At 47.7% G+C, this 15,200-nt stretch carries 9 protein-coding genes; all 9 read left to right on the top strand.

Annotated features, from left to right (window positions below; translation table 11 throughout):
* On the top strand, positions 1-693 hold the full coding sequence (gene rplA, locus HRU78_12070) for a 50S ribosomal protein L1 (protein QOJ24292.1): 693 nt from the start codon (positions 1-3) through the stop codon (positions 691-693).
* Positions 694-1,011: 318 nt separating this feature from the next.
* The gene (gene rplJ / locus HRU78_12065; protein QOJ24291.1) at positions 1,012-1,527 is read left to right on the top strand and encodes a 50S ribosomal protein L10; all 516 of its coding nucleotides are present in this window, start codon (positions 1,012-1,014) and stop codon (positions 1,525-1,527) included.
* Between the two features lie 53 nt (positions 1,528-1,580).
* On the top strand, positions 1,581-1,964 hold the full coding sequence (gene rplL / locus HRU78_12060) for a 50S ribosomal protein L7/L12 (GenBank protein ID QOJ25044.1): 384 nt from the start codon (positions 1,581-1,583) through the stop codon (positions 1,962-1,964).
* A gap of 153 nt (positions 1,965-2,117) precedes the next feature.
* Positions 2,118-6,191 (top strand): DNA-directed RNA polymerase subunit beta, encoded by a 4,074-nt coding sequence (gene rpoB / locus HRU78_12055; GenBank protein ID QOJ24290.1) that lies wholly within the window; start codon positions 2,118-2,120, stop codon positions 6,189-6,191.
* Between the two features lie 97 nt (positions 6,192-6,288).
* On the top strand, positions 6,289-10,491 hold the full coding sequence (gene rpoC, locus HRU78_12050; protein ID QOJ24289.1) for a DNA-directed RNA polymerase subunit beta': 4,203 nt from the start codon (positions 6,289-6,291) through the stop codon (positions 10,489-10,491).
* A 240-nt stretch (positions 10,492-10,731) separates the two neighbouring features.
* Entirely contained in the window at positions 10,732-12,444 is a 1,713-nt protein-coding gene (locus HRU78_12045; GenBank protein ID QOJ24288.1) for a hydroxylamine reductase, read from the top strand.
* Positions 12,441-13,475, top strand: coding sequence for a hydroxylamine oxidation protein HaoB (gene haoB / locus HRU78_12040; protein QOJ24287.1), 1,035 nt, complete (start codon positions 12,441-12,443; stop codon positions 13,473-13,475). The genes HRU78_12045 and haoB overlap by 4 nt, the downstream gene beginning before the upstream one ends.
* 100 nt (positions 13,476-13,575) lie before the next feature.
* Positions 13,576-14,295: a cytochrome C554 gene (locus HRU78_12035; GenBank protein ID QOJ24286.1), complete on the top strand. Its 720-nt coding sequence runs from the start codon at positions 13,576-13,578 to the stop codon at positions 14,293-14,295.
* A complete protein-coding gene (locus tag HRU78_12030; protein ID QOJ24285.1) occupies positions 14,295-14,996 on the top strand; it encodes a NapC/NirT family cytochrome c in 702 nt (233 codons plus the stop codon). The genes HRU78_12035 and HRU78_12030 overlap by 1 nt, the downstream gene beginning before the upstream one ends.
* Positions 14,997-15,200: the final 204 nt, after the last annotated feature.

Genomic DNA, 15,200 nt, shown 5'->3' with positions numbered 1-15,200 from the left:
ATGGCGCGCTCATCAAATCGCTATAAAGCTATTGCCGGAAAAGTGGATCGCACTAAGGTGTATCCGGTAGATGATGCATTAGGGTTGATCAAAGAAGCAGCGACTGCAAAATTTGATGAATCTATCGATGTTGCGGTTAATCTTGGAATTGATGCGAAGAAATCTGACCAAGCCGTGCGAGGCTCGGTCGTTTTGCCAGCAGGAACTGGAAAAACAGTTCGTGTCGCGGTATTTGCACAAGGAGATAAAGCAAAAGAGGCTCAAGAAGCAGGGGCTGATATTGTAGGTTTTGATGATCTGGCGGCCGAGATTAAGGCTGGTAATATCAACTTCGATGTCGCTATTGCAAGTCCCGATGCGATGCGCGTGGTTGGTCAATTAGGTCAGATTCTGGGGCCGCGTAGTTTAATGCCGAACCCGAAAGTTGGTACAGTGACTGCGGATATCGCGGGTGCCGTTAAGAATGCAAAAGCTGGGCAGGTTCAATTTAGAGCGGATAAAACCGGCATCATTCATTGCACGATTGGTAGAGCATCGTTTGGTGTGGATGCATTAAAACAAAATTTAAAAGCGCTGATTGAAGCGCTTAACAAATCCAAACCGGCTTCGTCTAAAGGTGTTTATCTCAGGAAAGTATCGGTTTCGAGCACCATGGGTATTGGTGTGCGGGTTGATCAAACAAGTATTTCGTAGTATGTAAAGAACTTTGGGCCATTGAATGCGATAAGTATTGAGTGGAATATCAAAGACCGCTGGGGCGCACAAGAGTAAATGAATTGTAAAACTGGATTTTATTTGCGTCGCTTAATTTCTCGGCTATATGAAAGATGAAGTTGTACAAGTCATGTGATTTGTTTTCTTCAGTGTATCCGACTACCCAGCGTAGATGGTGAACCCAAAACAGGAGTCCTAGTCTCATTTTCCTGGTTTAAGGTCACCAGTGTGTAGTGTTCGGAGCAGAAGGCTGTATAGATGAACCGAATACTATTTTTAACTGATGGAGAGTGAACCTTGAGTCTTAATCTTGAAGAGAAAAAAGCAATTGTAGCGGAAGTGAGTGCTCAAGTGGCAAACGCTCAAGCGATCATTATTGCAGAGTATCGCGGGATGGAAGTTGGTCAAATGACACAGCTGAGAGCAAAAACTCGTGAATCAGGGATTTATTTTCATGTCATAAAAAATTCATTGGTTCGCCGTGCTGTAGCGGATACGCCCTATGCAGGCTTGGCCAAACATATGGTGGGTCCGCTTGCTTACGGCATAGGTACTGATCCAGTGGCGGCTGCAAAAGTGCTGCATGAATTTTCCAAAGACAATGAAAAGTTCGTGATCAAAGTTGGTGCAATTGGCGAGCAAGTCATATCGCGTGATGAAATTACTGCATTGGCGGCGTTGCCAGGTCGTGAAGAACTGCTAGCAAGATTGCTGGGAACAATGCAAGCGCCTATTGCCAAGTTTGTACAAACATTGAATGAGGTACCTGCTCGGTTTGTGCGCGGTTTGGCTATGGTGCGTGATAGCAAATAAAGTTTTTCAAACTTCCTTAATACGTAAATATAGAAAATAATCAGGAGAAAATGATGGCTGTAACAAAAGAAGAAATATTAGATGCAATTGCGAATATGACCGTACTTGAATTGTCGCAATTGATTAAAGAAATGGAGGAAAAATTCGGCGTGTCCGCTGTCGCAACCGCTGCTGTTGCAGTTGCTGCTCCAAGCGGTGGTGCTGCCGCTCCTGCGGCTGCCGAGCAAACTGAGTTTACCGTGATTCTGTCGTCTGCCGGTGAGAGTAAAGTTAATGTGATCAAAGTGGTCAGAGCAGTAACCGGACTCGGTTTGAAAGAAGCAAAAGATCTGGTTGACGGTGCACCGAAACCCGTTAAGGAAGGCGTATCGAAGGAAGATGCTGCTGCTATCCAGAAACAATTGGTGGAAGCCGGCGCAACTTGCGAAATTAAGTAATAAGAATTATAAATTTTTTGGGCTGGTAGGCTATTGAAGCCGCCAGCCTTTGATATTTTGACCATTTGATGTGTCATTTTGGGCATTTGAACAATTGATAGTTATCTGGCCTCAGCCCTTCAATCCTCTGTCTTCTTCTCTCGGAGAAAATTCATGAGCTATTCGTTCACAGAGAAAAAACGTATCCGTAAAAGTTTTGCCAAACGTGCGAGCGTATTACCCATTCCGTTTCTTCTCGCTACTCAGCTCGAATCATATGCAGCTTTTTTACAGGAAAATGTTGCACCTAATAAACGCCAAAATCAGGGATTACAAGCTGCTTTTAATTCAATTTTTCCAATCGAAAGCCATACCAAAAATGCACGGCTTGATTTTATAAGCTATGAGCTTGGGACACCGGTATTCGATGTCAAGGAATGCCAGCAGCGCGGACTTACCTATGCATCGCCATTGCGCGCCAGAGTAAGGCTGACGATTATGGATAAGGAAATATCCAAACCGACGGTCAAAGAAGTCAAAGAGCAAGAAGTTTACATGGGCGAGATCCCCTTGATGACCGAGACAGGCTCGTTTGTCATCAATGGCACGGAACGCGTGATCGTTTCACAACTCCATCGTTCCCCTGGGGTATTTTTCGAACATGATCGCGGCAAAACGCACTCTTCGGGAAAATTATTGTTTTCTGCACGGATTATTCCTTATCGCGGATCGTGGTTGGATTTTGAATTTGATCCGAAGGATTGTTTATTTTTCAGGATTGACCGTCGCCGCAAAATGCCGGTGACTACACTACTTAAAGCAATCGGCTGTACTACCGAGCAGATACTGCAAGAATTTTTCATTTTTGATTGTTTTCATTTCTCAGATAAAAGCATTCAATTTGAACTCGTACCAGAACGCATGCGGGGCGAAGTAGCGAGTTTTGATATAGTGGGCAAAGGTAAGAAAGTTATCGTTCAAAAGGATAAACGCATTACGGCTAAGCATATCCGGGAAATGCAGGAAGCTGGTATCGATCAACTGGATGTACCGGATGATTTTTTACTCGGAAGGATACTGGCACACAGTATAGTCGATAAGGAAACAGGCGAATTTGTCGCGCTTGCGAATGATGAAATTACCGAAGAAACATTGACTAAGATTCGTAAAGCCGGCGTAAAGAAAATTCATTCACTCTATGTGAATGATTTGAATTATGGTGCGTATATCTCACAAACATTGAAGATTGATGAGACAACCGACGAGATGAACGCGCAGGTTGCGATTTACCGTATGATGCGCCCCGGTGAACCGCCGACGGAAGAAGCTGTTAAGGCGCTATTTGCCGGTTTATTTTACTCGCCTGAACGCTACGATTTATCAGTTGTGGGTCGAATGAAATTTAACCGCCGGGTGGGTAGGACTGAACTGACGGGATCTCCGACACTATCCAATGAGGATATTATTGCGGTTATTAAAATTCTGGTTGAATTACGCAATGGCCGGGGTGAGATAGACGATATTGACCATCTGGGTAATCGCCGGGTACGTTCGGTAGGCGAGTTGGCGGAAAATCAATTCAGATCGGGATTGGTGCGCGTAGAGCGTGCAGTCAAGGAGCGATTAAGTCAGGCAGAATCGGAAAATCTGATGCCGCATGATTTGATTAATGCGAAACCGGTTTCAGCGGCTGCGCGTGAATTCTTCGGTTCGAGCCAATTGTCGCAGTTTATGGACCAAACGAATCCTCTATCTGAGGTCACCCACAAACGACGTATCTCAGCTTTGGGACCCGGAGGTCTGACACGTGAGAGAGCGGGGTTTGAGGTGCGCGATGTGCACCCGACGCATTATGGGCGCGTGTGTCCGATCGAAACTCCGGAAGGACCGAATATCGGTTTGATAAATTCGCTAGCACTGTATGCGCGAACCAATGAATATGGATTTATTGAAACTCCGTATAGTAAAGTGAAAGATAGCCGGGTGACGGAAGAGATCGATTATTTGTCCGCTATTGAAGAGGGCAATTTTATTATTGCTCAGGCAAATGCTGAGCTTAACGATAAAAATCAATTGATTAGCGACATCGTCTCCTGCCGCCACAAAAACGAGTTTGCATTGTCGTCACCTGAGCGGGTTGAGTATGTTGATGTGGCGCCAGCGCAAATTGTCTCTGTGGCTGCTTCACTCATTCCTTTTCTCGAGCATGATGATGCAAACCGTGCTTTGATGGGATCAAACATGCAACGCCAAGCCGTTCCTTGTCTGCGCGCGGAAAAACCGTACGTTGGCACCGGCATTGAGCGCGTGGTGGCAGTGCATTCAGGAACAACTGTGCGGGCTAAGCGCGGTGGAATTGTAGATTATATTGATGCCAGCCGGATTGTGGTGCGGGTGCATGATGCGGAAACTCGCATGGGCGAAGTGGGAGTGGATATTTATAATCTTATTAAGTACACCCGCTCAAACCAGAATACCAATATCAATCAGCGCCCCTTAGTCAAGGTTGGTGACGATATCAGCAGAGACGATGTCATAGCCGACGGCGCTTCCACTGATATGGGCGAACTGGCATTGGGACAGAACATGCTGGTGGCATTTATGCCGTGGAACGGCTATAACTTTGAAGATTCCATCTTGATATCAGAGCGGATTGTAGCTGAGGATCGCTTTACATCAATACATATTGAAGAGCTGTCCGTGGTAAGCCGGGATACCAAACTGGGCACCGAAGAGATAACGGCAGATATTCCCAATTTGTCCGAACATCAACTCAGCCGACTTGACGAATCGGGTATCGTCTATATCGGCGCGGAAGTCGAGGCTGGCGACGTACTGGTCGGGAAAGTCACACCGAAAGGAGAAACGCAGTTAACACCGGAAGAGAAATTATTGCGTGCCATTTTCGGTGAGAAAGCATCGGATGTCAAAGATACATCGCTACGGGTTCCATCAGGGATTTCAGGTACAGTCATCGATGTGCAAGTATTCACACGCGAAGGCATAGAACGTGACAAACGTGCGCAAAAAATTATTGATGACGAACTTGATCGCTATAAAAAGGATCTGGCCGATCAATTGCGTATCGTGGAAGAAGATGCGTTTGCGCGTATTGAACGTCTATTGACCGGTAAAATTGCAACCGGCGGACCGCATAAGCTGGTTAAAGGAAAAGAGATTACAACTGAATATCTGAAGAGTTTTGATCCGCATTATTGGTTTGATATCCGCTTAGCCGATGAAGATGCGAGCATACAGCTGGAGCAGGTGCGTGAAAGTATGGCGCAAAAGCGCAAAGCATTTGATGCGGCATTTGACGAGAAAAAGAAAAAACTCACGCAGGGAGATGAATTGGCGCCCGGTGTGCAGAAAATGGTGAAGATTTATATCGCGGTTAAACGGCGCTTGCAGCCCGGCGATAAAATGGCGGGACGTCATGGCAACAAGGGTGTGATCTCGAAAATTGTTCCTTTGGAAGATATGCCCTACATGGCGAATGGAACAGCAGTCGATGTGGTATTGAATCCATTGGGAGTTCCTTCCCGGATGAATGTCGGGCAAATTCTGGAAGTGCATTTGGGATGGGCCGCGAAGGGATTGGGCAAAAAAATCGATGAAATGCTAAAAGCCCAGCAGAATGCAAATGAAATCAGGGAATTTTTGGATAAGATTTATAACAGCAGTGGCAAAAAGGAAGATATAGCTTCATTATCGGATAACGAAATCTTATCGTTAGCGGAAAATTTGACCGAAGGAGTTCCGTTTGCAACACCTGTATTTGATGGAGCAACCGAGGATGAAATTAAGGATATGCTGGAGCTTGCCGGATTGCCGCGATCGGGGCAGATCACGCTGTATGATGGTCGAACAGGAGAAGCATTTGACCGGTCGGTCACGGTTGGCTATATGCATGTTCTGAAACTGCATCATTTGGTGGATGATAAGATGCATGCACGCTCTACAGGTCCTTACAGTTTGGTGACTCAGCAACCATTGGGCGGTAAAGCGCAATTTGGCGGACAGCGTTTTGGTGAGATGGAGGTTTGGGCGCTGGAAGCTTATGGCGCTGCTTATACCTTGCAGGAAATGTTGACGGTGAAATCCGATGATGTTACCGGACGTACTAAAGTATATGAGAGTATCGTCAAGGGGGATCATAAGATCGATGCCGGCATGCCGGAGTCATTTAATGTACTGGTAAAAGAAATACGCTCATTAGGAATGGATATTGATTTAGAACAATATTGATTGTTTGGAATCGTGGTGAATCGGAAGTGATTCTGTTTTGCCATTAATGCTTTGGTCTATATAATTATTATTGCCCCCTGATCGACAGGAGTGACAAATGAAAGCACTGCTAGATTTATTTAAACAAGTTACTCATAAAGAAGAGTTTGATGCCATCAAGATCGGTCTTGCATCACCCGAGAAAATACGCTCATGGTCTTATGGTGAAGTGAAAAAACCGGAAACGATTAATTATCGTACATTTAAACCGGAAAGGGATGGCTTGTTCTGCGCCAAAATTTTCGGACCGGTAAAGGACTATGAGTGCTTGTGCGGTAAGTACAAACGTTTGAAGCACCGTGGTGTTATTTGTGAAAAATGCGGTGTTGAAGTAACTTTATCCAAAGTTCGCCGCGAGCGGATGGGGCATATCGAACTTGCTTCTCCGGTTTCACATATCTGGTTCCTGAAATCACTGCCTTCCCGGCTTGGCATGGTGCTGGATATGACATTGCGGGATATTGAACGGGTGCTTTATTTCGAAGCGTATGTGGTTACCGATCCTGGTATGACGCCGTTAACGCGTTGTCAGTTGTTGACTGAGGATGATTATCTCATCAAAACAGAGGAATACGGCGATGATTTCAATGCCAGCATGGGAGCGGAAGGTATACGCGATTTGCTGAGTAATCTGGATATCAGCACCGAGATCGAGAACCTGCGTCGTGAAATGGAAAGCACCGGTTCAGAGACAAAAATCAAAAAAATCTCAAAACGTCTCAAGCTGCTGGAAGCATTTAATAAATCCGGGATTAAACCGCAGTGGATGATTTTAACGGTTTTACCGGTATTACCGCCGGATCTCCGGCCTTTGGTGCCGCTGGATGGCGGACGTTTTGCGACTTCCGATCTGAATGATTTGTACCGGCGTGTCATCAACCGTAACAATCGGCTCAAGCGGTTGCTGGAATTGAAAGCGCCGGAAATCATCGTTCGTAATGAAAAACGGATGCTGCAAGAAGCGGTTGACTCGTTACTGGATAATGGCCGTCGTGGAAAAGCGATGACCGGTGCGAATAAACGTGCACTTAAATCCTTGGCCGATATGATCAAGGGTAAAGGCGGTCGTTTCCGTCAGAATTTGCTGGGTAAGCGAGTTGATTATTCAGGACGTTCTGTAATCGTTGTCGGACCTCAGCTGAAACTGCATCAATGCGGCTTGCCGAAGAAAATGGCACTGGAGTTATTTAAACCGTTTATCTTCAATAAACTGGAGCTAATGGGGATAGCTAGCACCATCAAGGCTGCCAAGCGCGAAGTCGAAAATGAAAGCGCAGTGGTATGGGATATATTGGAAGATGTCATTCGGGAGCATCCCGTCATGTTGAACCGGGCGCCGACGTTGCATCGATTGGGTATCCAAGCATTTGAGCCGGTACTGGTCGAAGGCAAGGCAATTCAACTGCATCCGTTAGTGTGCGCAGCTTTTAACGCTGACTTTGACGGTGATCAAATGGCTGTGCATGTACCGCTCTCGTTGGAAGCGCAAATGGAGTGCCGCACATTAATGATGTCAACGAATAACGTGCTCTCTCCTGCCAATGGTGAGCCGATCATTGTGCCATCGCAAGATATCGTGCTTGGACTTTACTATACGACTCGTGAGAAAGTTGGTGCGCGTGGCGAGGGGATGATATTTCAAAATGTGGGCGAGGTTTCGCGAGCATATGAAACCCGAGCGGTAGAGTTGAATGCCAAAATTACAGTGAGAATCAAAGAATACGATACGAATGCCGATGGCGAGCGCTATGAAAAAATCACCCGCTGCGAGACAACGGTAGGGCGGACTTTGTTATTCGAAATTTTTCCGCCGGGCTTGCCATTTTCTTTACTCAATAAAACGCTCAAAAAGAAAGAAATTTCGAAACTTATCAATGCCAGCTTTAGACGGTGCGGATTGCGTGAGACCGTCATTTTTGCGGATAAACTGATGTATGCAGGTTTCAGTTATGCAACACGTGCGGGCATATCCATTTGTGCGGATGATATGCTGGTGCCGACGCAAAAAAGCGATATTATCGCCGCGGCGGAAAAAGAAGTGAAAGAAATTGAAGGACAATATACTTCAGGTCTAGTGACGCAAGGCGAGCGTTATAACAAAGTGGTGGATATTTGGGGGCGGGCGGGCGATCAAGTTGCTAAAGCCATGATGAATCAACTTGGTGTTGAACCGGTACATGATCAAATTACCGGTGAAGCTAAATTGAATGAAGATGGTAAACCGCTGGCGCAAGAATCTTTCAACTCGATCTATATGATGGCGGATTCCGGTGCGCGTGGTTCGGCGGCGCAGATACGTCAGCTTTCAGGGATGCGCGGATTGATGGCAAAACCCGACGGTTCGATTATTGAAACGCCAATCACCGCTAATTTCCGCGAAGGATTGAATGTATTGCAATACTTTATTTCAACACACGGTGCTCGTAAGGGTTTGGCGGATACAGCATTAAAAACGGCAAATTCGGGCTATCTAACGCGGCGTTTAGTCGATGTAACACAGGATCTTGTTGTCACCGAAGAAGATTGCGGTACGGGCAATGGTGTTGTGATGAAGGCGTTGGTAGAAGGCGGTGAAATCATTGAGGCATTACGGGAACGGATTCTTGGCCGGGTTGTAGCAATTGATGTGGTAAATCCTGAAAATCAGGAAGTCGTTTTTGCCGCAGGTACATTGTTAGATGAAGATGCTGTTGATTTAATCGAGTCACTGGGTATTGATGAAGTTAAAGTCCGCACACCGTTGACCTGCGAGACTCGTTACGGGCTATGCGCTAAATGTTATGGCCGTGATTTGGGGCGCGGTACCCCGGTCAATGTTGGTGAAGCAGTAGGGGTTATTGCAGCGCAATCGATTGGCGAGCCTGGTACTCAGTTGACGATGCGCACATTCCATATTGGCGGTGCAGCATCGAGAACGGCTGTTGTCAGTCAGGTTGAGAGTAAATCAAGCGGTATAGTACATTACTCTTCTACAATGCGTTATGTAACGAATGCGCAAAATGAATTGATAGCGATATCGAGGAGTGGCGAGATTATCATTCAAGATGAAAATGGTCGCGAGCGCGAAAGACATAAAGCATCGTATGGCGCAACATTAATGGTGCGTAACGGTGAAACGGTTAAAGCAGGACAGATTCTGACTACCTGGGATCCGCATACGCGGCCAATTATCACGGAATATAGCGGTAAGGTTCGTTTTGAGAATGTCGAAGAAGGCGTGACGGTTGCCAAACAAATTGATGAAGTGACCGGATTATCGACATTGGTGGTTATAGATCCGAAACGCCGTGGTGTTTTGCAATCAAAAGGCTTGCGTCCACTGGTGAAATTCCTGGATGATGACGGCAATGAAATCAAGATGGTTGGAAGTACTCAGTCGGTGAGCATTACATTCCAAATCGGTTGTATCATTACTGTTCGTGACGGACAACAAGTAAGTGTTGGTGAGGTGCTGGCAAGGATTCCACAAGAAACATCCAAAACACGGGATATTACCGGGGGGCTGCCGCGCGTGGCTGAGTTGTTTGAGGCGCGATCACCCAAAGATGCCGGTATGTTGGCCGAGGTGACGGGTGTAGTTTCATTCGGAAAAGATACCAAGGGTAAACAACGACTTATAATAACTGATCTCGAAGGGGTTGTGCATGAGTATTTAATTCCCAAAGATAAGCATGTCATGGCTCATGATGGGCAGGTTGTAAACAAAGGTGAAATTATTGTTGATGGTCCCGCTGATCCGCGCGATATATTACGTTTACAAGGTGTTGAAGCATTGGCGCGTTATATTACCGATGAGGTGCAAGACGTATATCGCTTACAAGGCGTTAGGATAAATGATAAGCATATTGAAGTCATCGTACGTCAAATGTTAAGACGAGTGCAGATTATTAACGCGGGGGATTCGTCGTTTATACCTGGGGAACAGGTTGAGCGTGCTGATCTGTTGATCGAAAACGAGCGACTGATTGCCGAGAAAAAGATGCCGGCTACTTATGAGTTCTTATTGTTAGGTATTACCAAAGCATCGCTATCAACGGATTCCTTTATCTCTGCCGCATCATTCCAAGAAACTACACGGGTGTTGACTGAAGCTGCAATCATGGGCAAGAAAGATGATTTGCGAGGACTGAAAGAGAATGTGATTGTGGGTAGGCTTGTTCCGGCGGGAACAGGATTGTCTTTTCATAGCAAACGGAAGAATCAAGAGAAGGTACCTGAGTTGGGTTTAGAATCAGGTATTTCAATAGATAGTACAGTTTAATGATTAAGAATCTACCACTCAAGCATAGATCTCTCCCCTTGACAGGGGTCGGAGTACTAAGTAGTCTTGGCGAGGATATTAGCAGTGTGGTTATGTTATGGAAGTAAAAGATAAGTATTGGTAGTGGTAGTATATGGCGGGGTAGTTTTGCCATATTTCAAGGATGGTCGAGAACAAGAAGAAGAGAAATAGGTAAGTAAGGTATAAGGGAAGCAATATGGAAAACCAAAGGAGAGAGAGATGAAAGGCAAGCTATGGCCGAAGGTATTGGCGGTGATGCTGGGAGGGTTGCTGATAGGAGCGGCGCACGCTGACATACCGACTGTACCGAACGAATTATACGAAGCACTGAAACTGGATCGTGCGAAAGTAACGCCGAAGGAACTGCACGAAGCGTTAGTGAAGCGCTACAAGGATCCTGCGCAAGGAGCGGGACGGGGCACGCTGGCGCAATACTGGGAACCGATACCGTACGGGATTTACCTGGACCCGGCGACATTTTACAAATCACCGACCACTAACAAAGAAGTGGCAAGCCGCAAAGAATGCGTGGAATGCCACACCGACGAATCACCGGTATGGGTACAAGCGTGGAAGCGTAGCAGCCATGCGAACCTGGACAAGATTCGCAATTTGAAAGCGGGCGAACCTACTTTTTATAAGAAAGCCAAACTGGAAGACATCGAAAAGAACCTGCGCTCGATGGGCAGACTGGCTGAAGGGGAAAACCTGAAAGAAGTTGGCTGTATCGACTGCCACGTCGACATTGGCGCGAAGAAAAAAGCCGACCACACCAAAGACATCAGAATGCCGACGGCGGACGTCTGCGGCACCTGTCACTTGGCAGAATTTGCGGAACGCGAATCGGAACGCGACACGATGATCTGGCCGCACGACCAATGGCCGGACGGACGCCCATCGCACGCACTGGACTACAAAGCCAACGTGGAAACCACCGTATGGGCGGCGATGCCGCAACGCGAAGTAGCCGAAGGCTGCTCGATGTGCCACACCAACCAAAACAAATGTGACTCATGCCACACCCGTCACGAATTCTCAGCAGCGGAATCCCGCAGACCGGAAGCCTGCGCAACCTGTCACAGCGGCGTAGACCACAACAACTGGGAAGCGTACTCCATGTCCAAACACGGCAAAATTGTCGGCATGCTGGGCAACCAATGGAACTGGGAAGCACCGCTGAAAGACGCGTATGCAGTGGGCAAACAAAGCGCACCGACCTGCGCCGGCTGCCACATGGAATACGAAGGCGAATACAGCCACAACATGGTCAGAAAAATCCGTTGGGCGAACTACCCGTTTGTTCCTGGAATTGCGGAAAACATCAAGAGCGAATGGTCGGAAAAACGTCTGGACTCATGGGTGGTTACTTGTACCCAATGCCACTCGGAACGTTTTGCCCGCTCCTACCTCGACCTGATGGACAAAGGCACTTTGGAAGGACTGGCTAAATACCAAGAAGCCAACGCCATCGTACACCAACTGTACAAAGAAGGCCTGTTGACAGGACAAAAAACCAACCGTCCTGCACCACCTGCACCGGAAAAAGAAGGCTACGCCTACTTTGCTCAACTGTTCTGGTCGAAAGGCAACAGCCCTGCAGCGATCGAACTGAAAGTGCTGGAAATGCATGAAAACGACCTGGCCAAAATGCACGTAGGCCTGGCGCACGTTAACCCGGGCGGCTGGACCTACACCGAAGGTTGGGGTCCGATCAACCGCGCCTACGTTGAAATTCAAGACGAAAACACCCGCATCCGTGAAATGGTTGCACTGCAAGAACGTGTTAAAAATCTTGAAAGCAAGAAAACCAGCCTACTCGACTTGGACGGCACAGCAGAGAAAATCTCGCTGGGCGGTTTAGGCGGTGGCATGCTGCTAGCCGGAACACTGGCACTGGCAGGCTGGCGCAAACGTAAGCAAAGCGAAGCTTGATAAGCGCTAACGCAGAAGACCGCACAGCCAAGGCAGTGCGGTCATCGGGAGACAAACTACTCCCGTCATTAGGAATCCTCCTGGTGACGGGAGGTTTGCTTTTACTGGGCTGGTTTGCGTATTTATGGTTCAAGCCGGTACCTGTCCCCTATCACTATCAACTGGTTGCGGAAGGCAATAGCGAGAAGTTCAGCAAAATGGACCTATCGGGCTGGCCGGAACTGAAACTGAGTCAATACAAAGTACAAGCGGACGGAGTAGCCAAACCGATTGCCGAATTCATGGTAGCGCGGCAGGACGATGAAGCACCGGTACTGATCTACTGGAAGAACAGCACCAACGAAATACTGTACAACTTCGACCGCAAACCATCGGAACTCAGCGCACTGGCCGCGGTGATCAAAAGGCACGCACCGAAAGACGCCCTGATACTGTCATGGTGGGACACCTCGCGGCAAATCAAACTGCTCACCGGCAACGACACACTCTTCACCAGCCACCTGAACGAACCGCTGATGATACCGGTACCCTGGCTGGAACAAAGCGAAGCGATCCAAGCGTATGAAAACCAATTCTGGGGAAGCAAAGCCAGTCAAAAAGAACGCGCACAATTCAAGCGTTTCAGCGAAGCCCTGACCGCCCCTGCGGAAGAAGGCGTCAAACAACTGCGGGAACTGGTAGGCTCAGACCGGGAAACCTACCTCATCGTCCACGTCACCGACCTGTACAAAGCAGGGCTCATGCACCCGGACAAAATCGGCGTAGCGTTCCAGAACTTCCCGATGACCGGCAACATGCACGGCATGATCAACCAAATGAAAGTGCAACTGAAGGAAAACGACTTCAACACCTACACGCTGCAATCGGTTGCGGACGAAGAAATCAGAGTATTCTTTTTGAGCGACGAAAAAAGCAGCCAAACCCTGCTGGCCAGAATGCTACCGTTTGTCGACAAAAAAGCCCCGACGGAACTGGACGTAGCGCAACTGATTTACCAACAAGGCGGCTACTGGGTCTACAAACTACCGTAGGCGGAAACGCGAGCAAAATAGCCATTTACACAATGCGGCGATAGCGTACAATACGAAGCCATCAAAAACTTGAATTAAAAAAGCATAAAGGAGGAGAAGGATGAAACACCCAATAACCTATATACTGGCTGTTCTGGCGACGGCCGCATTTTTTTCAGGTGCAGCGATAGCGGACACCTTTGAAGGACGCGCGAAATGCAGCTCCTGCCACAAATCGCAAGCCAAATCCTGGAAAGGCACCGCACACGCCAAAGCGATGGAATCGTTAAAACCGGGTGCGCGCAAAGAAGCCAAAGTTAAAGCCAAACTGGATCCGGAAAAAGACTACACCCAGGACAAAGACTGCGTAGGCTGTCACGTTGACGGCTTCGGCAAGAAAGGCGGCTACACCATAGACGCAGCGAAAAAACCGCTGGCGGCAGTCGGCTGCGAATCCTGCCATGGCCCAGGAAAGAACTACCGCGGGGATCACCGCAAAGCAGGACAAGCATTTGAAAGCAAAGGCACCACCACACAACGCAAAGTGGTTGCCGACAAAGGGCAAGACTTCCAATTTGAAGAAGCCTGCGCAGCATGCCACCTGAACTACGAAGGCTCACCCTGGAAAGGCGCGAAAGCCCCTTATACCCCATTCACCCCGGCAGTCGATGCAAAATACACTTTTGACTTTGACAAAATGGTCAAAGACGTCAAAGCAATGCACGAACACTACAAACTGGACGGCACCTTCGTAGGCGAACCGAAATTCAAGTACCATGACGAATTCCAAGCCAGCGCCAAGGAAAAGACAGGGGACAAAAAAGATAAAGGAAAAGAGTAATGACAGGCATACAAAAAGGAGCGATAGGCACACTGCTGACAGGCGGGTTGCTGGGCATCGTACTGGTAGCGGTCGTATTTGGCGGAGAAGCGGCGTTATCGACCGAAGAATTCTGCACCAGCTGCCACTCGATGACCTATACGCAAAAGGAACTGAAGCAATCGACGCACTACGGCGCACTGGGGGTGAATCCTGGCTGTAAGGACTGTCACATACCGCAAGGGTTCAAGAACTTCCACCTGGCCGTATATACCCACGCAGTGGACGGAGCGAGAGAACTGTACCTGGAACTGATGAATGACTACTCGACGCTGGAGAAGTTTAACGAGCGTCGTTTGATCATGGCGCACGATGCGCGGATGAACCTGAAGAAATGGGACAGCATCACGTGCCGGGACTGCCATAAGAACCCGAATCCGCCGGGAGCGGATGCGCAGGAAGCGCACAAGAAGCTGAAGACGGAAGGTGCGACATGCATAGACTGCCATCAGAACCTGGTGCATGAAGAAGCACCGAAGACCGACCTGAATGCGAGCTTGAAGGCGGGTAAGCTGGTATTGGTGAAGGAAGAGGATGAAGGTAGTGGAGGGGAAGACGAGGAAGAGGACGAGGATGAAGGCGAAGGTGCGAGCAGCGGTGCTGGCAGCTCAGCTACGAGCTCGGAAGCCTCAGATGATGAGGACGATGACGATGAGGAGTAACTAACTCTTGGTCGTAAGTCTCTATATTCCTTTTTTGAGAGTTAAAAAATTCTTAATAAAGTTAATGGCGTAATTTAAAAAGAACCCGCACAGAAATCTTTGTGCGGGTTCTTTTATTTATTGAAATAGCATCGATATCATTAATATGATGATCATTCTTATCAAAAACTTCAATTATGAGTTATGTCTATAGTAAACAAATCA

This window comes from Gammaproteobacteria bacterium (assembly GCA_015709635.1).
GTDB lineage: Bacteria > Pseudomonadota > Gammaproteobacteria > Burkholderiales > Nitrosomonadaceae > Nitrosomonas.
The sequence above is the reverse complement of the archived record's forward strand: the minus strand, read 5'-3'. Positions and strand labels throughout refer to the sequence as shown.